The sequence below is a fragment of the Aureimonas sp. D3 genome, from assembly GCF_001463805.1.
Taxonomy (GTDB): Bacteria; Pseudomonadota; Alphaproteobacteria; order Rhizobiales; family Rhizobiaceae; genus Aureimonas; species Aureimonas ureilytica_A.
In genome coordinates, this window is record NZ_BBWM01000032.1 from 65,221 (window position 1) to 85,257 (window position 20,037).

Annotated in this window: 21 protein-coding genes; 12 read left to right on the forward strand and 9 right to left on the reverse strand. The window is 66.4% G+C overall.

The features are described 5' to 3' along the window. Positions 1 to 46 precede the first annotated feature (46 nt). Complete coding sequence (locus AUL36_RS08710) at positions 47 to 1,048, forward strand: GGDEF domain-containing protein (protein WP_244497078.1); 1,002 nt, start codon at positions 47 to 49, stop codon at positions 1,046 to 1,048. A gap of 33 nt (positions 1,049 to 1,081) precedes the next feature. Here AUL36_RS08710 and dnaQ read toward each other — a convergent pair whose 3' ends face one another. The 5 genes from dnaQ to AUL36_RS08735 all read right to left on the reverse strand — a co-directional run bounded on the left by dnaQ (position 1,082) and on the right by AUL36_RS08735 (position 4,622). After that, on the reverse strand, positions 1,082 to 1,792 hold the full coding sequence (dnaQ, locus tag AUL36_RS08715; RefSeq protein ID WP_062219811.1) for a DNA polymerase III subunit epsilon: 711 nt from the start codon (positions 1,790 to 1,792) through the stop codon (positions 1,082 to 1,084). Positions 1,793 to 1,950: 158 nt separating this feature from the next. Continuing rightward, positions 1,951 to 2,607 carry a dephospho-CoA kinase gene (gene coaE, locus AUL36_RS08720; protein ID WP_082655724.1) on the reverse strand — a complete coding sequence of 219 codons (657 nt, stop codon included), beginning with the start codon at positions 2,605 to 2,607 and terminating at the stop codon, positions 1,951 to 1,953. Between the two features lie 7 nt (positions 2,608 to 2,614). Next, entirely contained in the window at positions 2,615 to 3,058 is a 444-nt protein-coding gene (locus tag AUL36_RS08725; protein ID WP_058635910.1) for a hypothetical protein, read from the reverse strand. Between the two features lie 135 nt (positions 3,059 to 3,193). Continuing rightward, a complete protein-coding gene (locus tag AUL36_RS08730) occupies positions 3,194 to 4,030 on the reverse strand; it encodes a shikimate dehydrogenase (RefSeq protein ID WP_062219813.1) in 837 nt (278 codons plus the stop codon). Continuing rightward, positions 4,023 to 4,622 carry a Maf-like protein gene (locus AUL36_RS08735; protein WP_062219815.1) on the reverse strand — a complete coding sequence of 200 codons (600 nt, stop codon included), beginning with the start codon at positions 4,620 to 4,622 and terminating at the stop codon, positions 4,023 to 4,025. Before AUL36_RS08735 ends, AUL36_RS08730 begins: the two co-directional genes overlap by 8 nt. 701 nt (positions 4,623 to 5,323) lie before the next feature. Here AUL36_RS08735 and hemE point away from each other — a divergent pair. Then, the gene (hemE, locus tag AUL36_RS08740) at positions 5,324 to 6,352 is read left to right on the forward strand and encodes a uroporphyrinogen decarboxylase (RefSeq protein WP_062219817.1); all 1,029 of its coding nucleotides are present in this window, start codon (positions 5,324 to 5,326) and stop codon (positions 6,350 to 6,352) included. Here the strand turns inward: hemE and AUL36_RS08745 are convergent. Next, positions 6,349 to 6,894 (reverse strand): AAA family ATPase, encoded by a 546-nt coding sequence (locus AUL36_RS08745; protein ID WP_062219819.1) that lies wholly within the window; start codon positions 6,892 to 6,894, stop codon positions 6,349 to 6,351. The two genes, hemE and AUL36_RS08745, sit on opposite strands and share 4 nt — an antisense overlap. Before the next feature lie 234 nt (positions 6,895 to 7,128). On the opposite strand from AUL36_RS08745, the gene hemJ reads away from it, so the two are divergent. The 5 genes from hemJ to AUL36_RS08770 all read left to right on the forward strand — a co-directional run bounded on the left by hemJ (position 7,129) and on the right by AUL36_RS08770 (position 12,137). Further along, the gene (hemJ, locus tag AUL36_RS08750) at positions 7,129 to 7,650 is read left to right on the forward strand and encodes a protoporphyrinogen oxidase HemJ (protein ID WP_062219821.1); all 522 of its coding nucleotides are present in this window, start codon (positions 7,129 to 7,131) and stop codon (positions 7,648 to 7,650) included. A gap of 288 nt (positions 7,651 to 7,938) precedes the next feature. Then, entirely contained in the window at positions 7,939 to 8,487 is a 549-nt protein-coding gene (locus AUL36_RS08755; protein WP_306302828.1) for a gluconokinase, read from the forward strand. A gap of 67 nt (positions 8,488 to 8,554) precedes the next feature. Further along, a complete protein-coding gene (locus AUL36_RS08760) occupies positions 8,555 to 9,940 on the forward strand; it encodes a GntP family permease (protein WP_058635915.1) in 1,386 nt (461 codons plus the stop codon). 289 nt (positions 9,941 to 10,229) lie between these two features. After that, positions 10,230 to 11,495: a transcription termination factor Rho gene (rho, locus tag AUL36_RS08765; RefSeq protein ID WP_019994620.1), complete on the forward strand. Its 1,266-nt coding sequence runs from the start codon at positions 10,230 to 10,232 to the stop codon at positions 11,493 to 11,495. A gap of 153 nt (positions 11,496 to 11,648) precedes the next feature. Next, entirely contained in the window at positions 11,649 to 12,137 is a 489-nt protein-coding gene (locus tag AUL36_RS08770) for a YbaK/EbsC family protein (protein ID WP_062219823.1), read from the forward strand. A 3-nt stretch (positions 12,138 to 12,140) separates the two neighbouring features. Here AUL36_RS08770 and arsC read toward each other — a convergent pair whose 3' ends face one another. Both arsC and AUL36_RS08780 read right to left on the reverse strand, forming a co-directional pair. After that, on the reverse strand, positions 12,141 to 12,542 hold the full coding sequence (gene arsC / locus AUL36_RS08775) for an arsenate reductase (glutaredoxin) (RefSeq protein WP_062219825.1): 402 nt from the start codon (positions 12,540 to 12,542) through the stop codon (positions 12,141 to 12,143). A 486-nt stretch (positions 12,543 to 13,028) separates the two neighbouring features. Then, complete coding sequence (locus AUL36_RS08780; RefSeq protein ID WP_244497079.1) at positions 13,029 to 13,706, reverse strand: PadR family transcriptional regulator; 678 nt, start codon at positions 13,704 to 13,706, stop codon at positions 13,029 to 13,031. Between the two features lie 255 nt (positions 13,707 to 13,961). Between AUL36_RS08780 and mnmE the strand changes: the two genes are divergently transcribed. Beyond that, on the forward strand, positions 13,962 to 15,281 hold the full coding sequence (gene mnmE, locus AUL36_RS08785) for a tRNA uridine-5-carboxymethylaminomethyl(34) synthesis GTPase MnmE (protein WP_062219900.1): 1,320 nt from the start codon (positions 13,962 to 13,964) through the stop codon (positions 15,279 to 15,281). A gap of 16 nt (positions 15,282 to 15,297) precedes the next feature. After that, positions 15,298 to 15,825, forward strand: coding sequence for a GNAT family N-acetyltransferase (locus tag AUL36_RS08790; protein WP_062219828.1), 528 nt, complete (start codon positions 15,298 to 15,300; stop codon positions 15,823 to 15,825). On the opposite strand, the gene AUL36_RS08795 is transcribed toward AUL36_RS08790, so the two are convergent. Beyond that, positions 15,804 to 16,367, reverse strand: a complete 564-nt coding sequence (locus AUL36_RS08795; protein WP_062219830.1) for a Uma2 family endonuclease — start codon at positions 16,365 to 16,367, stop codon at positions 15,804 to 15,806. The genes AUL36_RS08790 and AUL36_RS08795 overlap by 22 nt on opposite strands. Before the next feature lie 129 nt (positions 16,368 to 16,496). Between AUL36_RS08795 and mnmG the strand changes: the two genes are divergently transcribed. The 3 genes from mnmG (at position 16,497) to AUL36_RS08810 (ending at position 20,010) form a co-directional block, all read left to right on the forward strand. After that, complete coding sequence (gene mnmG / locus AUL36_RS08800; RefSeq protein WP_062219832.1) at positions 16,497 to 18,380, forward strand: tRNA uridine-5-carboxymethylaminomethyl(34) synthesis enzyme MnmG; 1,884 nt, start codon at positions 16,497 to 16,499, stop codon at positions 18,378 to 18,380. Next, complete coding sequence (rsmG, locus tag AUL36_RS08805; RefSeq protein WP_062219834.1) at positions 18,364 to 19,101, forward strand: 16S rRNA (guanine(527)-N(7))-methyltransferase RsmG; 738 nt, start codon at positions 18,364 to 18,366, stop codon at positions 19,099 to 19,101. Before mnmG ends, rsmG begins: the two co-directional genes overlap by 17 nt. Before the next feature lie 99 nt (positions 19,102 to 19,200). Continuing rightward, positions 19,201 to 20,010, forward strand: a complete 810-nt coding sequence (locus AUL36_RS08810) for a ParA family protein (RefSeq protein WP_058602202.1) — start codon at positions 19,201 to 19,203, stop codon at positions 20,008 to 20,010. The last annotated feature ends 27 nt before the right edge of the window (positions 20,011 to 20,037 follow it).

A 20,037-nucleotide genomic window follows, 5' to 3' on the forward strand; every position in this document is an offset into this window, starting at 1 on the left:
AGCCACCTAGTGAAGATCAATCTAACCCATGGGCGGAGAGGCTCGATTGTCCCGTCTGAACGTTGTGATGATGGAGTCCCCCGATCGCCAGGGCGATCGCACCGGCTTGGCTGACGACGGGGCAGACCGCCTGGACGCCTCGGCCGAACGCTCGGCGCTCGCGCTTTATTCGATCAATGCCTTGGCCGACATGGTGATCTGGGCCGATCCCGATGGGCGCTACGTCTTCGTCAACGAGGCGGCGACACGGCTACTCGGCTATAGCGCGGAAGAGTTCTCGCAGCTGCGGGTCTGCGATGTCGATCCCGATGTGGATGAGGCCTATTGGTATCGCCATTGGGAGGAGCTGAAGCGGGTCGGCGTCATCAAGATCGAGAGCACCAACACCAACAAGTTGGGCCAGGCCGTTCCGATCGAGATCACGGCGCATTATGTCCGCTTCGGCGGCCGGGAGTATAATTGCGCCATCGTGCGCGACATTTCCGAGCGCAAGATGACCGAAGCGCGGATGGAAGCCCTGCACCAGGAAATCTACCGGCTCAGCATCACGGACGGGCTGACCGAGATTTCCAATCGTCGCCATTTCGATATGGTCCTGGCGAAGGAGGTTCAGCGCCACGCGCAGTCGGGCGAGCCGCTTTCGCTGATCCTGCTCGACGTCGATCACTTCAAGGCCTTCAACGATTATCACGGCCATATCGCGGGGGACGACTGCCTGCGTCAGGTCGCCCAGGCGATCGACGCCGCGATGCGAAAGCCGGTCGATCTGGCGGCGCGCTATGGTGGCGAGGAATTCGTCTGCATCCTGCCGTGCACGCCGCCAGCGGAGGCCCGCGACATCGCCGAGGCGATCCGAACGGCCATCGCCGCGCTCGCCATTCCCCACGACCTGTCGCCGGAAGCGGGCGTCGTCACGGCGAGTCTCGGCGTCGTCACAGCGATCGGTGGCCCCAGCATCTCGGCGCAGAGCCTTCTGTCCTGCGCCGACGCGCTTCTCTACGGCGCCAAGCTGGCGGGGCGAAACCGCGTGGAAGCGGACGAAATCTGAAATCGCGACGGGCGCCGGCCGAGGCCGCTCGCCTCAGCCCTCGCTGACGGGCGGCAGATGCGCGGTCCAGGCCGCGCCCTCGCCGAGCGAGGCGATGAAGCGCCGATGGGCCTCGTCTTCGGCCACCGACAGGCGCGGCGGCAGGGGCACCGGGCGCTTGGCGGCACAGTGGACGATCTCCACGCCCCGGTCGTTCAGCCCGTCATTGTCCATGTCGAGCCGCAATGCCGACTGCCGGCCACCGATCAGCTCGATATAGACCTGCGCCAGAAGCTCGGAGTCGACCAGCGCGCCGTGCTTGTCGCGCTTGGTCGTGTCGATGGAAAAGCGCGAGCAAAGCGCATCCAGCGTCGCGGGTGCCATCGGAAACTTGCGCCGCGCCATGGGCAGCGTGTCGATCACCAAGCCGGGCGGAATGGCGGGGCGGCCGACCCGCGCCAGTTCGGCATTGAGGAAGCGAATGTCGAAGGCCGCGTTATGCGCAATCAGCGCCGCGCCTTCGAAGAACTCGGCGAACTCGTCCACGATCTCGGCGAAGACCGGCTTGTCCTTCAGAAAATCGTCGGAAATGCCGTGAATGTCGAAGGCGGCGGGATCGACCTTGCGAGCGTCCGGGCGAATGAACTTGTGAAACTCACGGCCCGTCGGAATGTGGTTCCAGAGTTCGATGCCGCCGATTTCGATGACGCGGTCCTGCTCGAAGTCGAGGCCGGTGGTTTCCGTGTCGAAGACGATCTCGCGCATGGATGTTCCTCAGATGCTGTCGGCCAACTCGCCAGCAGATGGCCGGCGAGGAATCATTTGGGTCCGTAAGGGAGCAACCGCAGACGATGCCGGCGGCATCGACAGGGCTGGCCAGAAGCGGGGCGGACAAGACCCGCCGGGTCGCCCCGGCCAAATGGTCAGAGAGGTTCCGACCCCCTGTCCTGCCTCTTCATCTCGGCCGATCGGCGCGCCGGCGCAAGGGGGTCTTTGGCCGTCTCGCGCAGCCGGGCGAGGATCGCCTCCACCTCGGCTTCGGCTTCGGTCATACCCTTTCCGGTGTCGATCACGAAATCGGCGCGTCGGCGCTTCTCGGCGTCCGGCATCTGCTTGGCAAGGATCGCCTCGAAGCGCGCCTCGCTCATGCCGGGCCGGGCCAGAACCCGCGCGCGCTGGATCTCGGCCGGGGCGCTCACCACCACGACCCGGTCCACCCGCGCCTCGCCGCCCGTTTCGAACAGAAGGGGAATGTCGAGGACAGCGACGGATGCGCCCGATGCCCGCGCCTCCTCCACGAAGCGCGCTTCTTCCTCGCGCACCAAGGGGTGAACGATGGCCTCCAGATCGCGCAGCGCGGCTGCGTCGTTCAGAACGGCCGACGACAAACGGATACGGTCCACCGTGCCGCCGGGCGCGGTGCCGGGAAAGCGCGCCTCCACCAGCGGCGCGGCGCGTCCGGCATAGAGGCGATGCACCGTCTCGTCGGCGGAATGAACGGGGCAGCCGCGCGCGGCGAACATCGCCGCCGTCGTGCTCTTGCCCATGCCGATGGAGCCGGTCAGCCCGAGGAGGATCAAGCCGCTCTCACTCCGTCACGGCGAGCGCGATGCGCCAGGCCGTGCCGGTCTCGTCGCGCACCAAAGCGTAGCGGCAGCGAAATTCCAGCGCCGCCTCGCCGTCGTCGCGCTCCTGCCGCCAGTCGAGAACCGCGAAGGCCGCGCCGTCGTCGCCGGCCGCTTCCACGATGTCGAAGCGCGACTGAACGATTTCCTCGCGCTCGAACACGGCGAGCAGCGCATCGACATTCTCGGCTAGCTCTTCCTCGTCGTTGAAGACATTGCCGCGCCCGGACTGCCAGATCGTCACCGGAAACTGGAAACAGGCGAGGATCGCCTCGGCGTCGAAATCGTCGAACCCGGCCGCATAGGCTTCGAACAGGCTCTCGATGGCCGCTTCCGCATCCGAGATTTCGGTCTCGATGTCGGAGATGTCGCCCTGGTCGGCAAAGGCGGTACTACGATTGTCCATGATGTGGACCCTCCCCAACGCGCTGGAACTCGTGAGCATCGCCCCCAAAGATGGACGCAGGCTTTCGAAGGCGTCGAAGCGGGGCGAAAACGCGCCCGCATCGTTACGAAAATCCGGCGTCGGGCCATGCCCGGTTCAGCGTGCGGCCTCGATATCGGCGAGAAGCGCCTGACGCAGTTCTTCCGACACGCTCGGCCGCCGGCCGAACCACCGCTCGAACCCCGGTACCGCCTGATGCAGCAGCATGCCAAGGCCATCGGCTGTCCGATGCCCGCGCTGCCGCGCCGCCCTGAGGATCGGGGTTTCGAGCGGCACATAGACAATGTCGGTCACCAGCGCGGCTTGTGCAAGAGCCGAGAGGTCGGGCTCGGTTTCGCCGGGCCCCCAAGGCCGCGTGTTGACCACGAGATCGGCGCCCGCCAGCCACGCCGCCTCGCGCTCGGCCCCCGCGCCTTCGACCTCCAGGCCGGGCCGCGCGAAACTGCCCGCCAACGCCTCGGCCCGCTCGGGCGTGCGATTCAGGATGCGAATGCGCCCGATGCCGGCCTCGGCCAGCGCATGAACCACGGCGCGCGCCGCGCCGCCCGCGCCGAGCACCAGCGCCTCCTCGGCATCCCGCCAGCCGGGCAGGCGCTCGTCCAGATTGGCGGCAAAGCCGTAGGCGTCCGTATTGCCGCCGACGATCTGGCCCCCCTCGAACCAGACCGTGTTGACCGCGCCGATCGCCTCGGCCGCACCGTCACGGCGGGCCACGCCCGCAAAGGCGGCTTCCTTGTGCGGGATCGTGACGTTACCGCCGGTGAATCCGGCTTCACGCAGGTTCGAAAGGAAGGTCGGAAAGGCGGCGGGCTCCACCGCGATGCGCTCATAGGAGCCGGCAAGCCCCAGCTCGCGCAGCCATGTGCCATGGATCAGCGGCGAGCGCGAATGATGAATCGGCCAGCCCGTGACGAAGGCTTTGGGTTCAGCCATCGACCAGCCCCCGGCGGCGCAGCTCGGCCACGAGAGGCAGGACAGGCAGGCCGATGATCGTGAAGAAATCGCCCTCGATGCGCTCCATCAGCTGAATGCCCTGGCGCTCCACCTGATAGGAGCCGACGCTGGAGAGGGCGGCATCGCCGACCTCGGCCAGATAGCGGCCGATAAAGGCGGGCGAGAGGTCGCGCAGGGTGATGCGCGCCTGATCCACATGGTGCCAGAGCGTTTCGCCGTCCCGCACTAGCGCCACCGCGCTCGACAGGACATGCGTGCGCCCCGACAGTTTCAACAGCGCGCGGCGCGCCCCTTCCATGTCGGCGGGCTTGTGGAAGCGTTCGTCGCCGAGCGACAGGGTCTGGTCCGCGCCGATCACCAGCGCGCCGGGATGGCGCTCCGACACATCGGCCGCCTTGGCCTCGGCGAGGATGAGGGCCACGTCCTCGGGCGAGGCACCGCTTTCGGTCAGCGGCGCTTCCAGCGCGCGCTCGTCCAGCGTCGAGGGATCGACCGCAAAGTCGATCCCGGCATTTTGCAGAAGCTCGCGTCGGTGCACGCTGCCCGAGGCCAGGACGATCGGCTTGCCCATGCGGCTCGTTTCCCGTTGAAATCTGGACGCTTCCTAAAGTCGGAACACGCCCGAGAACAAGAGCCGTTCTACCGGCCCCGTCATCGCCCCGTCACCGTGACGCGGAGATGACGCGCCGGGGATCCATTGTGGTTAAGAATCGTTCATCATGACAAGACGGACTCCGATCGGCTTTCGGAGCAAGGTCACGGGCCCGATATGACCGGGATTCTCGACCCCCTGTGAGCAACCGGGGACAAGCTTGGGTAAGCGAAACGAGCCCACAGAGGGGGTCGGGAAAACCCCTGTTTCATCCACAGAGGAAGGCCGCTGACGCCTTGTGGAGCAGGGCTTGTGAAAAACGGGGGGAAACTTCCGGCCCGCCACCTCCAAGCGTTGGAATCCTTGAGGGAATCCGACCCTGCGCAAACGCCTGGGCCGCGGCGCAAAACCGCGCCGTTTGCGGGGCTCTGTGAATTACCAGTATCCACCGACTCATAGAATCAGAATCCTTTTCTATAAGACTTTCTTTGTTGGAAGAGCGGGCTGGGGATCTGCGATCCCGCCCGCCTTTCGCATCGGAAAAAGCGAAGCGAGGAAGCCCCTGCCCTTCGGGCGGGGCTGGACGAAGCGCCCGTTCCCCGCCATGTCCGGGGCTGAACCACGACCCCACAGCGCCAAGGCTCGACGGCCTTCGCGACGAGCCTTCTGGAAAGCTCCTCATGGAACAGCGAAAGCTTCTGCGCGTCCTCGCCGGCGAGACCGTCTTCCCTCCCCCGGTCTGGCTCATGAGGCAGGCGGGTCGCTATCTTCCGGAATATCGCGAGGTCCGGGCGAAGGCGGGCAGCTTTCTCGATCTCTGCTACAATCCCGAACTCGCGACCGAAGTGACGCTTCAGCCGATCCGCCGCTTCGGCTTCGACGCCTCGATTCTCTTTTCGGACATTCTGGTGATCCCCGACGCCCTGAAGCGCAACGTGCGCTTCGTGCAGGGAGAGGGACCGATGATGGACCCGATCGCGCCCCATGAGATCGCGGGCCTCGACCCCAGCCATGCCGACACGCATCTCGCCCCGGTGATCGCGACGGTGGCGCGCATTCGCGCCGCGCTGCCCGACGAGACGGCGCTGATCGGCTTTTGCGGGGCGCCCTGGACGGTCGCGACCTATATGATCGCCGGCCATGGCACGCCCACTCAGGCCCCCGCGCGCCTGTTCGGCTACGAGCACCCCGAAGCCATGGACGAGCTTCTCATGCTGCTCGCTGAAATGAGCGCCGACTATCTCGCCCGCCAGCTTCAGGCCGGGGCGGACTGCGCGCAGATTTTCGATAGTTGGTCGGGAGTTCTGGACGAGGCGAGCTTCGAGCGCTTCGCCATCGCGCCGGTGCGCCATCTCGTGCAGCGCCTGCGCGCCATGGTGCCGAATGCCAAGATCATCGGCTTTCCCAAGGGGGCCGGCGCCTTCCTCGACACCTACCGCGAGAAGACCGGCGTCGATGCGCTCGGCCTCGACTGGGGCGTGCCCTTCGAGCAGGCGCGCCGGCTCCAGACGGAGGGGGCCGTGCAGGGCAATCTCGACCCGCTGCGGCTGATCGCCGGCGGCCGGGCGCTGGAGGAGGGCGTCAACGCCATCCTCGATCAACTGGGCGATGGCCCTCTTGTCTTCAATCTGGGCCATGGGATCACGCCGGACGCTCCGATCACCCATGTGGAGCATCTCATGCGCCTCGTGCGTCAGCGGGCTTCCTAGAGCCTCATCCGCTCCCGCAGGAAACGAACGCGCTTAGGCACCGGCGCGAGCGGCAGGTCCGTGACCTCGTAGCCGAGCCCTTGGTAAGTCCAGCGCATGACTCGGGCGGTCTCGGCGGCCTCCGCTGCGTCCTGCCGCCGCTCGGCGTCGCCGGCATAGATCTCCGGCCAGAAGGGCGCGAGGAAGACCGGGTTCGTGTAGCGCAGGCGACGCGCGGCTCGGGCGAGATCATCCGGCACGGGCAGGCCGCAGAGCGCGAGATAGCCGAGCACGTCCGGCAGGCCCCGGTCGAAGATCGTGACGCCGCCTGCCCTGCACGCTGCCGCGTGGGCGGCTTCGTCCCGCGCCGCCATGGCCTTCGCATAGGCCGCGCGGTCGCCCCAAGGGAGAGCCGAGCCGCCGCGCGCCATTTCCTCGCGGATCACCGCCCGGCCGCTCTCAGGCGCGGTGCGGAAGCCCTCTCGGGCCAGGGCTTCGATCAAGCTCGTCTTGCCGCCGCCGGGACCGCCGGTCAGCACGATGAAAGCGTCATGGGGATTCATGGATGATCTCCGATGTTGGTGAGGGAAGCCGAGGACCGCTCTTGCGAGCGGGCCTGCGGTCTTGGATCGCGGGCGGTCGCCTTGCCGCGCGGCGTGGTTCTCGATTAGAGCCGTTCGAAAGCCGGACCTGGGATCGGCTAGGAGCTCAGGGCGGCGCATCCGATCCGTCAGGCTTCGATCCCCATGGTCCGATGCCGAGGCGATCCCGCTTCGGCTGGCGAAGGGAGACGCATCATGGCCACAGCCGCGCCCGCGAAAGATCGCTCGGTTCTCGTATCGCTGGGGGTGGGGGCCGTTCTGGCCGCGCTGCTCTTCGCGCTGGTGCCGGTGGACGCCATGCTCTGGGTCAAGGCCCTGCACGTGGTCGCCGTCATCTCGTGGATGGTCGGCATGTTCTACCTGCCGCGCCTGTTCGTCTACCACACCGAGGCGGGCGTCGGCAGCCCCCAGGCCGAGACCTTCAAGGTGATGGAGCGCCGCCTGATGCGCGCCATCGTCAACCCCGCCATGGTGGTCACCTGGGTTTCCGGCCTCTGGCTGGCGATCGAGGTCTATCACTTCCAGGGCGGCTGGCTGCACGCCAAACTCACGCTGGTGGTTCTGATGAGCGGGCTGCACGGCTATTTCTCGGCCGCGCGCAAGAAGCTGGAGCGGGACGAGATGACCAAGACCAGCCGCCACTGGCGCCTCATGAACGAGGGGCCGACGCTGCTCCTCATCGCCATCGTCATCCTGGTGATCGTCAAGCCCTTCTGATCGAAGGATCGACATCGGCCCGCCCTTGCGGCGGGCCGCGGACGCTGGTCACAGGATCAGCCCCACACGCTTGTCGCAGCGCCTTGAGCTGAGGCTCGGCCTGAGCAAGCGCTTCCCCATCCGATGCGACAACGCTTTGCGACGTGCGCCCGACCCAGGTCCCAAACCCCGGCGCGCCAGCATCCGGCCACACGTTCAACTTGCTTTTCTCGGCTCGGGAGTGATTTAGCACCGATGGAGCGGACGATCCTATGTCCGCCTTCTCATCTCGTGCTCCGGAGAAAGCCCGTGCCCTCGAACGCTTCCAAACCCGCCCTGTGCCTCGTCGTGATGGGGCCGTCGGGGACGGGCAAGACCACCACGGCCAAGCTTCTGTCGCAGCGTCTGGGCTGGAAGTTCGCCGAGGCGGACGAGTTCCATCCGAAGGCCAATATCGACAAGATGTCCGCTGGCATCCCTCTGAACGATGAGGACCGCGCCCCCTGGCTCGCCTCGATCCGGGACTGGATCTCGGACGAGGCGGGGATGGGCGAAAGCACCGTCATCACCTGCTCGGCGCTGAAGCGGCGCTATCGCGACATTCTGCGCGGGGCCGAGGCGCGCGTGCGCTTCGTGGAACTCGACGCGCCTCAGGGCGTGATCGGCGCGCGTCTGGCCGAGCGCAAGGGCCATTACATGCCCCCGTCCCTCCTTGCCTCCCAATATGCCGATTTCGAGCCCCTGGACGGCGACGAGGACGGGATCAAGGTTTCCGTCGAGCAGGACCCGGACGGGGTGGTGAGCGAGGCCCTGCGCCAGCTCGAACTCCTGCGCCCTGAGATGCTGCGCGCGCTCTGACGCGCCAATCCTGCGCGCCCGCCCCACGCGGGGCGGCGCCCCCTCCCCGCCCCACAGGTGCATAGAAATGAATTCCACGGCGCTCGCCCATGTCTGGGGGACCGGGCCGCTTCTCGTCATCGCGGCGGTTGCGGTTCTGCTTCTCCTGCTTCTCATCATCCAGTTCCGCATCCATGCCTTTCTGGCGCTGACCATGGTCAGCCTCGTGACCGGCCTCGTCGCCGGCATTCCACCGGCCAAGATCGTGCCGGTGCTCACCGAAGCCTTCGGCCAGACGCTCGGCGGCGTCGCGCTCTTGATCGGCTTCGGCGCCATGCTGGGCCGGCTTCTGGAAGTCTCGGGCGGCGCGCAGTCGCTGGCGGACGCGCTGATCCATCGCTTCGGCGAGAAGCGCGCGCCCTTCGCTCTCGGCTTCGCCTCGCTGCTGTTCGGCTTTCCGATCTTCTTCGACGCCGGGCTCGTGGTCATGCTGCCCATCGTCTTCACGGTCGCGCGCCGGCTCGGCGGCGGGCTCCTCCTCTACGGCATTCCGGTGGCGGCGGCCTTCTCGGCCATGCATGTCTTCGTGCCGCCCCATCCCGGCCCGGTCGCGGCCTCCGAGCTTCTGAAGGCCGATGTCGGGCTTCTGATCCTGCTCGGCATTCTCGTCGCCATTCCGGCCTGGCTGATCGGCGGCCAGATCTTCGGTTCGTTTATCGGCAAGCGCATCGTCCTGCCCGTGCCCGACATCCTGTCGGGCGGCAAGCAGGTGGAGCAGGACCCGAACCCGCCCAAGCCCTCCACGGTGATCGGCATCCTTCTCCTGCCGCTCGCCATCATCTTCGTGAACACCGGCCTCGATTTCTCCCGCGCGCAGGGCTGGGTCGATCCGAACGCCACCTGGTATCAGATCGGCCGCGCCTTCGGCGCAACGCCCGTCGCGTTGCTCATCGCGGTTCTGGTGGCGAGCTATGTGCTCGGCATCCGGCGCGGTCGCACGGCCAAGATGGTGGAAGGCATTCTGGACTCCGCGCTCGGACCCATCTGCGCCATCACGCTGATCACCGGCGCAGGCGGCATGTTCGGTGGCATCCTGCGTGCCAGCGGCATCGGCGATGCGCTCGCCACCACGCTGGACGGATTGGGCATGCCGATCTTCGTCGCCGGCTTCGTGATCGCCGCCGCGCTGCGCGTGGCGCAGGGCTCGGCGACGGTGGCCCTCATCACGGCGGCGGGCCTCGTGCAGCCGGCGGTGGCGGCGGCAGGCTATTCCGAGGTGCAGCTTTGCGCCACGGTTCTGGCGCTGGCGTCCGGCTCGGTCGTCCTCAGCCATGTCAACGATTCCGGCTTCTGGCTGGTCGGCCGCTTCTTCGAGATGGACGTGAAGACCACGTTCAAGACCTGGACAGTGCTGGAAACCCTGATCGGCCTCATCGGCTTCGCGCTGGCCGGCGTGATCTTCCTGTTCTTCTAAATCGATTTCCTGATCGTCAGCATCAGTGAAAAGCAGGCGGGTCTTCCCTGGGGGAGGCCCGCCTGTTTCGTTCCTGGCCTCGTGCGCGCCATCTTGCGAAGCTGCGACGGAATGGCTATAAGCTTTGCCGTATCCCGCCTTACGGTGCGGTGCGGCTGCATAGCTGTGCCCCGCCCATTCGACGCCGAACCATACGCATTCGTATCATCCCGGCCCGAGTATCCTCCCCTGATGACTGTCCCCATGGCAGACGGCTTGCAAGGCCCGGCCGATGGGGTGGAGCCCGCCCATGCCTGAGATCAAACTCCAGGATCTGAAAGACAAGACGCCCGCCGAACTCGTCGCCTTCGCTGAGGAGAACGAGGTCGAAAGCGCGTCCACCCTGCGCAAGCAGGAACTGCTCTTCGCCATTCTCAAGCGCCTCGCCGCGCAGGAGATCGAGATCATCGGCGAAGGCGTCGTGGAAGTGCTGCAGGACGGTTTCGGCTTCCTGCGCTCGCCCGACGCGAATTACCTGCCTGGCCCCGACGACATCTACATCTCTCCCTCGCAGCTGCGCCGCTTCTCCCTGAAGACGGGCGACACGGTGGAAGGGACGATCCGGGGCCCGAAGGACGGCGAGCGCTATTTCGCGCTTCTCAAGGTCACGACGATCAATTTCGACGACCCCGAGAAGATCAAGCACAAGAGCCATTTCGACAATCTGACGCCGCTCTACCCGAACGAGCGGTTCAAGATGGAAAACCCCGACCCGACGAAGAAGGACATCTCCGCCCGGGTCATCGATCTCGTCGCCCCGCTCGGCAAGGGCCAGCGTGCGCTGATCGTCGCCCCCCCGCGCACGGGTAAGACCGTTCTACTCCAGAACATCGCCCATTCGATCACGGCCAACCATCCCGAGTGCTACCTCATCGTGCTGCTCATCGACGAGCGGCCCGAGGAAGTCACCGACATGCAGCGCTCGGTGAAGGGCGAGGTCGTCTCCTCCACTTTCGACGAACCGGCGAGCCGCCACGTTCAGGTCGCCGAAATGGTGATCGAAAAGGCCAAGCGTCTGGTCGAGCATGGGCGCGATGTCGTGATCCTTCTCGACTCCATCACCCGCCTGGGCCGCGCCTACAACACGGTGGTTCCGTCGTCGGGCAAGGTGCTGACGGGCGGTGTGGACGCCAACGCCCTCCAGCGGCCCAAGCGCTTCTTCGGCGCGGCGCGCAATATCGAGGAAGGCGGCTCGCTGACCATCATCGCGACCGCGCTGATCGACACCGGCTCGCGCATGGACGAAGTCATCTTCGAAGAGTTCAAGGGCACCGGCAACTCGGAAATCGTGCTGGACCGCAAGGTGGCGGACAAGCGCATCTTCCCGGCCATGGACATTCTCAAGTCCGGCACGCGCAAGGAAGACCTCCTCGTGCCGCGTCAGGATCTGCAGAAGATCTTCGTGCTGCGCCGCATCCTCTCGCCCATGGGCACGACGGACGCGATGGAATTCCTCATCGACAAGCTCAAGCAGACGAAGAGCAATGCCGATTTCTTCGACTCCATGAACACGTAAGCCTTTCCGGGAGCGCGTCGGCGTTCTCGGACGTGAAGGCTCGAAAGGCCGCCGGTGCGATGCGCCGGCGGCCTTTTTCATGGGCCCGTCCGCCTTGCCGCCCGCCCGGCGCGGACTTTATGGAAGAAGCCGACGCCTTTGCGGGAGACAGACATGACCGACCTTGCCGACCTGCCCGATGCCGTGCGCCGGGTTGAGATCGCCGCGCTCGCCAAGGCGTTGCCCTTTCGGGTGGTGAAGACCGAGGTGATCGCCCGCACCGCCGAGGAAGCGGCGAAGGCTGTCTCGGCCGAGGTCGGGCAGATCGTCAAAAGTCTGGTGTTCCGGGGCGCAGTGACGGGACAGGCCTATCTCCTGCTCGTGTCGGGCGCCAACCGGGTGGATCAGGCGGCGGTGGCTGGCGCGATCGGCGAGGCCCTCGAGCGGCCGGACGCCGATTTCGTGCGCGAGCACACAGGATTCGCCATCGGCGGCGTCGCGCCGCTCGGCGCGACCTCGCCGCTGCCCGTCTTCATGGACGAGGACTTGCTGGACTTCGACGCCATCTGGGCTGCCGCCGGCACGCCCTTCCATGTGTTCGAGACGACGCCGAACGATCTGAAGGCCGCAACGGACGCGCGCGTCATCGGTGTGCGCGGCTGAGCGTCAGGCACGGGACACCACAGTCCCGTCTTCCTTGGTGAAGGCGCTCAAGGGATGCTCCAGCAAGTCCAGCACCTCTTCCGACGGGCGGCAGAGCTTCGCGCCCTTTTCCGTCACCACGATCGGGCGATTGATGAGGATGGGATGGGCCAGCATCGCGTCGATCAAAGCCTCGTCGGACAGCGCGGGATCGCCGAGACCCAGCTCGGCGAAGGGCGTACCCTTTTCGCGTAGCAGGGCGCGGGGGCCGATCTCCATGAGCTCCAAGAGTTCGACCAGGCGCTCGCGCGACGGCGGCGTTTTCAGATATTCGATCACCTCCGGCACCTCGCCCGATTGCCGGATCATGGCGAGAACGTTGCGCGAGGTGCCGCAGGCGGGGTTGTGATAGATCGTGACGGGCATGGGGCGTCTCCGCTGGATGCGCCCTTTGAAGCCGCTCCGAAGCCGCCAGGCAAGAGGCCGTGCCATCGCCGCCGACCTTCGCTCGCGTGGCCAGTATCTGCTGACGAGCCGCTCCAAGCGAGGCATCGGGCGTGGCATCCATAGGAAGGCCTCACAAGACCTCTCTGGATCCGCTCGCCGGAGCTTTTCGCCGGGGTTCCTAGAGTGAGCCACGCGGCTCGGCCGTCCGCAAGGACCGTCGCGAAGGCTCGACGATGCGCCCTCGCATCGACTGCGTTTGGCTCCTCGCCCCCAAGCGCAACACCATCGACCATTCGCTATGCCAAGCTTTTGCGAGACGCTCTCAGTGGCACACGGACCCGGTGCGACGAGGGCACCCATAAACGCAAAGGGCCGCCGAGCGGACCCGGCGGCCTTGAGACATCATCTTGAAAAAGCGTCTTCGCCCTCTCTGCCTCCTCGGCGGGGCGCGAGAGTGGCGCCGTTTCAGACGTTGGCCGAGCCGCCTGATCCGCGCTCCAGATCGTCGGCCACTTGCAGAAGAAGCCGAGTGATCTCGCTGGAGCGCTTTTCGTCCGCCGCCAGCGCGCGGGCCGCGACCTCGCGCAGGTTCAGAAGCGCGGCCTCGACGCTGCGGGGCAGCTCCGGCCCGTGCTTCTCGCCGCGTGAGGCATGGTGCTCGCGCCGCTGCTTCAGGCGCTCGGCAAGCTCGGTCAGTCGACCCAGAATGCCGTCCGCGGCCTCGCGATGGCTGGCGAGATAGGCGCGCCCCTCGTCGGTGACGGCGTAGCGCTTCTTGTTGCCTTCGCTTTCGGAGAGGATATAGCCGGCTTCTTCGAGATAGCTGAGCGTGGGATAGACGATGCCGGGCGACGGGGCATAGAAGCCCTGCGTCATCTCCTCGACATGGCGAATGATCTCGTAGCCATGGCGCGGCTCCTTCTCGATCAGCGCTAGCACGAGAAGGCGAAGATCGCCCTGCAGCAGAAAGCGGCCGATCCGCCCGTCGCCCTCGCCATCTCCCATGCCGCCACCAGGGCCACCATGCCGATGGCCCCGACCCCCGCCCCGTCCGAACGGGTTGCGACCCATGGCGAACAAAGCCCCCAGCCCGCCGCCATGGTGTTGGCCGTGACGGCAGCGTGTTTCGTATTCCTGTCTCATTTTAGGTTCTCCGGTGGCTTAAGATATATCTTTAGATACATTCAGATCCGAGCTCGTGCAAGTGAAAAAGATATATCTTGATCGATCGAAGTTCGGGAAATGGCCGCCCGCTCGCGACCCTTCCGCCGGCCCGAGCCTCGCAAACCGATTTGGCGCTTGACGCGGCCCGTGCCGAATGTGCCAACGAAACGAGGGTCGATGCGGCCCGCGCTGGACCCCGGCGAAGGGTCGAGCGCCACCATTGCTGGGAACGCCATGACCGCTTCTTTGCCTGACGACACGATCCTTGCTCTTTCCTCCGGCTCGCTGCCGGCGGGCATTGCCGTGGTCCGCGTCAGCGGGCCGGCAGCGGCTGACGCGCTGGGGGCGCTGGCGGGCGGTCTGCCCGAGCCGCGCCGCGCCAGCCTGCGCCGCCTGCGCGCAGGGGACGGAACGGAGATCGACCGCGCGCTCGTCCTGTTCTTTCCCGGCCCCGCTACCGCGACCGGGGAGGATCTGGCCGAGTTCCATCTCCATGGTGGGCGGGCCGTTGTGGCGGCGCTGACCAGCGCGCTCCTTGCCCTGCCCGGCCTGCGTCTGGCGGAAGCCGGCGAATTCACCCGCCGCGCCTTCACCCATGGGCGGATCGACCTGACGGAAGCCGAGGGGCTGGCCGATCTTCTGGCGGCAGAAACGGAAGGGCAGCGCCTCCAGGCCATGGCCCAGGCGGGCGGCGAGGCGCGTGCGCTCTATGAGCGCTGGATGCGCCAGCTCTCGCGCATCCGCGCACTTCTGGAAGCCTCGTTCGACTTTTCCGACGAAGGCGATGTCGATGAGAGCGTGTCCGCCGGCACGAGCGAAGCGGTGGCCAACCTCAGAGCCGAGATCGAGGAGCATCTGGCCGGCGCGCACCGGGCCGAAATCCTGCGCGATGGGTTCCGCGTCGCGATCGCTGGCGCACCCAATGCCGGCAAGTCCAGCCTTCTCAACGCGCTCGCCGCGCGCGAGGTCGCCATCGTCTCCGCCATTCCCGGCACGACGCGGGACGTGATCGAAACGAGGCTCGACATGGAAGGGCTGCCGATCCTCCTGTCCGACACGGCGGGTCTGCGCGAAACGGACGACGAGATCGAGGCGATCGGCGTGTCGCGCGCCCGCGCGCGCATCGAAGCGGCCGATCTGGTGCTGCATCTGATCGACCCTGCCGCGCCCGAAGAAGCAGCGATCGAGGCAGGCAGCACGCCGGTGTTACGGGTGGCGACCAAAGCCGATCTTCCTTCGACTTTGCCGGCTAACTCCGATCTCTCGCTCTCTGCGCGCACCGGCAAAGGACTGGACGAGTTGACGCGCCGCATCGCCGCCTTCGCCCGCGAGGCGGCGGGCGATCCATCCGCGCTTTTGCCGGCGCGCGCGCGCCACCGCGATCTCCTGCGCCAATGCGCCGAGCGCCTCTCGGCTTACGACGCGGCGCTGCCGCCCGAGATTGCCGCCGAGACCCTGCGCGAGGCGTCCGACCGGCTCGGTGCCTTGACGGGACGCGTCGGGGTGGAAGACCTTCTCGGCCTCATCTTTTCGGAATTCTGCATCGGGAAGTAAGGAGCAGACAGCGAGAATGGACCTGACGATCCGCGCCGCCGAACCGCGAGACCTCACCGGCCTCACCGCGCTCATGAACCTGCCAGGCTACCGGCACGGCACGCTGCGCCTTCCCTTCGAGAGCGAGGAAAGCGCGCGCAAGCGTTTGTTCGAAGGCGGGCCGAACGCGACGCTTCTCGTCGCGCTTTTGGACGGTGAACTGGTCGGCACGATCCATCTCATGCGCTGGACCGGACGGCGGGCCCATGTCGGCGGGATCGGCATGGGCGTTCACGACGCTTATACGGGACGCGGCATCGGGCGGCGGCTGATGGAGACCATTCTCGACCTGGCCGACAATTGGCTGGGCCTGACGCGGCTGGAACTTTCGGTGAACGTCGACAATGCCCGCGCCATCCGCCTCTATGAGCTGAGCGGCTTCGAGATCGAAGGGCGCGAGCGCCAGTCGATCCTGCGCGACGGCGTGCTGGTGGACGCCTTCACCATGAGCCGCCTGCGGGCGCCGCCGCGCCCGGCGTCCGATCAGGCCGAAACGCCGTTGTAGATCTCGCGAAGCGGAAGGTTGGTCCCGAGAGCGGCAAGCGGAATCGAGGCGTTTAGACCCTCGATCCTCGTTCCATCCCAACCCGCTCCTGTGAGGCGGGATGCATGGAACGCGAGCGGTCGGTCTTCGCACAGACAGACGATGTGCCTCAGAAACGGCGCCTGCTTATAGTCCTCGATCTTGCGCAGCCGATCGAAGTCGAAGCGCGGATCGCACAGGAACTCGAAAACGGCGACGGGCGCGGTCGCGACCATAGCTTCCGGCGAGGTCGCCACGGTATCGACACCCATCGCGGGGCGACGGATCTGACCGGGCCTCGTTTCCATGCCGAAGCGCCGGGTGAAGGGTGCGAATGGCGTTCCCCGCAGGGCCGGGCCGAGCCAGCCGATCAACTCCACCACCAGACGATTCTGGCGACGCGACACGCCTTCCGGCATTTTCAGGGGAAATCCACCCACGAGTTCGTGGAGCGCGTCTTCGCCTTCCTGCCAGCGCAAAAAGCGCTCGGTGCTCCAGGGTTCGGTCAGCTGCATTTCACTCATGGACGGGCTGGGCCAGCGGCGATGAAACAGGTGTCATCCTAGCCCAGCAGGCCGCGTGGTGGCAGGTCAATTCCCGCCCACGTCTCGCCTTCCGTTGACAGCGGACCCGGCTCGGGTCTTAACAAACCCATGACCCAGAATTTGAGCGAGTTTTCTGCCGACGTCGTGGTGATCGGCGGTGGCCATGCAGGCGTCGAGGCCGCCGCTGCCTCCGCTCGCGCCGGCGCGCGCACGGTTCTCCTGACCCATAGCTTCGCCACGGTCGGCGCCATGAGCTGCAACCCGGCCATCGGCGGCATCGGCAAGGGCCATCTCGTGCGCGAGATCGATGCGCTGGGCGGCATCATGGGCGAGGCGGCCGATCGCGGCGGCATCCAGTTCCGCCTTCTCAACCGGCGCAAGGGCCCAGCCGTGCGCGGGCCGCGCACGCAGGCCGACCGCAAGCTCTACAAGGCCGCCGTACAGGAGATGGTCCGTGCGCAAGCCGGCCTGGAGATCGTCGAGGGCGATGCCTTCGACTTGAGCTTCGGCGAGGGCAACCGCGTCGAGGCGGTGATCCTGGAAGATGGCCGGCGCATCGGCTGCGGCGCGGTGGTGATCACCACGGGCACGTTTCTGAACGGGCTGATCCATATCGGCTCGGTCAAGATTCCGGCGGGCCGCGTCGGCGAAAAGCCCTCGCTCGGCCTGTCCGCCACGCTGGCGCGGCTCGGGCTTCGGCTCGGCCGCTTGAAGACGGGCACGCCCGCGCGGCTCGACGGGCGCACGATCGACTGGGCGAGCCTCGACAAACAGGGCCCCGACGAGGAGCCCTACGCCTTTTCCTATCTGACGACGCGGATCGACAATCCGCAGATCAACTGCGGCATCACCCGCACGACCGACGAGACGCATCGCATCATCCGCGAGAACCTCCACCGCTCCGCGCTCTATGGGGGCGAGATCGAAGGCGTCGGCCCGCGCTATTGCCCCTCGATCGAGGACAAGATCGTCAAGTTCGGGGACCGTGACGGCCATCAGGTGTTTCTGGAGCCCGAAGGGCTGGACGACGACACGGTCTATCCGAACGGTCTCTCCACCTCGCTGCCGGAGGATGTGCAGGAAGCCTTCCTGCGCTCTCTGCCGGGACTGGAGCAGGTCCGCATTCTGAAACCCGGCTATGCCATCGAATACGACCACGTGGACCCGCGCGAGCTGACGCGCTCGCTCGAAGTTTCCAAGGCGCCCGGCCTGTTTCTGGCCGGTCAGATCAACGGCACGACGGGCTACGAGGAAGCGGGCGCGCAGGGGCTCCTGGCTGGGCTCAACGCGGCGCGGCGCGCGAGCGGCGTGGAGCCGGTCGTGATCGGACGGGGCGACGCCTATCTCGGCGTCATGGTGGACGATCTCACCCGCACGGGCGTCACCGAGCCCTATCGCATGTTCACCAGCCGGGCCGAGTTCCGCCTGTCGCTGCGGGCCGACAATGCCGACCGCCGCCTGACCCCGCTCGGCCTTGAATGGGGTCTGGTGGATGCCCGGCGCGCCGAGGTCTTTTCCAAGAGCGAGGCGGCGCTGGGGGAAGCGCGCAGGCTTCTGGAAGGCGCCACGATCACCACGGCCGAGGCGGCCCGCAAGGGCCTTGCCGTCAATCAGGACGGGCGCACGCGTTCAGCCTGGACGCTCCTGTCCAATACTGACACGACACTCGATATGCTGATCCCGGTCTGGCCGGAACTCGCCTCCATCCAGGGCACCGTGCGCGAGCGCATCGAGATCGAAGCGGCCTATGACGTCTATCTGGAGCGCCAGCGGCGCGACCAGATCCGGTTGAAGCGCGAGGAAGAGCGGAGCATCCCCACCGACCTCGATTTCGACACGCTCAAGGGCCTTTCCAACGAAATTCGCCACAAGCTGCGCGAGCGCCGTCCGGCAACCGTCGCGGAGGCGGAACGGATCGACGGTATGACCCCCGCCGCTCTCGCCATCATTCTCGTGGCCCTCAGAAAGTTCGACCGTGCGCAAGCAGCCTGAACGCTCCATCCGCCCCTTCGCCCGCACGGCGGTTGCCCGTCCCGCTTCCCGTCCGCGCATGGGCCGCGCGGCGACCGACGCGAAGCTCGCCGAGGAACGCTCGCTCGTTCTGTCGCGTCACGGTGTTTCACGTGAAACAGTGGAAAAGCTCGACGCCTATGTTGAACTTCTCCGCACATGGCAAACGCGCATCAATCTGATTTCGCCCTCCACGATTCCCGAAATCTGGACCCGGCATCTGGAAGACGGGCTCTGGTTGTCGCATCTGGCCCGCAACGCCACGCGTTGGGTCGATCTCGGCTCCGGTGCGGGCTTTCCCGGCCTCGTCCTCGCCATCACGCTCTGCGGGCGCGAGGGGGCCGAAATGCATTTGGTGGAGAGCAATGCCAAGAAGGCGGCTTTCCTGCGCACCGTCATCCGCGAACTGAGCCTGCCCGCCGAAGTTCATGTCGAGCGGATCGAGGATTGCGGCGAGATCATTGGCGGGGCCGAGGCTGTCAGCGCGCGCGCCCTCGCCTCGCTGGATGAACTCTGTGCCCTCGTCGCCCCGCATTTGAAGCCAGATGCCAAGTGCTGGTTCCCCAAGGGGCGAAACCATGATGAGGAAATCGCGGCGGCTTCTGCCCATTGGCGCTTCGACATGGTAAAGCATAGCTCAGAGATCGAGGATGGCTCGGTGATGCTGGAAATCCGACGGCTCGAGGCTCTGGCGGGAGCCTGAGCTTCGCCCCTTCAAGAGGTGTCGGATGCGCCGCCCGCAAGGCGGCGCCGCTCCCCTAGCTTTGGGCTTGCGAAAGCAGGCCTACAGGAACGAGACGGTATGGATACGCTCCCTGTTTCGCGCATGCGCGTGATCACCATCGCCAACCAGAAGGGCGGCGTCGGCAAGACCACGACGGCGATCAATCTGGCGACCGCGCTCGCCGCCATCGGCAAGCGCACGCTGCTGATCGATCTCGACCCGCAAGGCAATGCCTCCACCGGGCTCGGCGTCGATCGGGACGATCGCGCCGTGTCCTCCTATGACGTGCTGGTGGAAAGCGCTTCGATCACGCAGGCCGCGATGGCGACCGCCGTGCCCGATCTCTCGATCATTCCCTCGACGCTGGATTTGCTGGGCGTCGAGATGGAAATCTCGGGCTCCACCAGCCGCGCCTATCGGCTGCGCGATGCGCTGCACTTCCACGCCGAGGAAACGCCGCTTTTCGACCTCGTGCTGGTGGACTGCCCGCCCTCGCTGAACCTCCTGACGGTGAACGCCATGGCGGCGGCGGATGCGATCCTCGTGCCGCTTCAATGCGAGTTCTTCGCGCTGGAAGGTCTCAGCCAGCTTCTGGAGACAGTGGAGCAGGTGCGGGACACGCTGAACCCGGCCCTGTCGCTGCACGGCATCGTCCTGACCATGTATGACGGGCGCAACAATCTGGCGAGTCAGGTCGTGCGGGATGTCCGCTCCTTCATGGGCGACCATGTCTATGAGACGATCATCCCGCGCAATGTGCGCGTGTCGGAAGCGCCGAGCTTCGGCAAGCCGGCCATTCTCTACGATATGAAATGCCCCGGCAGCCAAGCCTATATCCGGCTGGCCTCCGAGGTGATCCAGCGCGAGCGGCAATTGGCGGCCGCCTGACGAGTGAGAGTTCGGGCGGATGGTCGT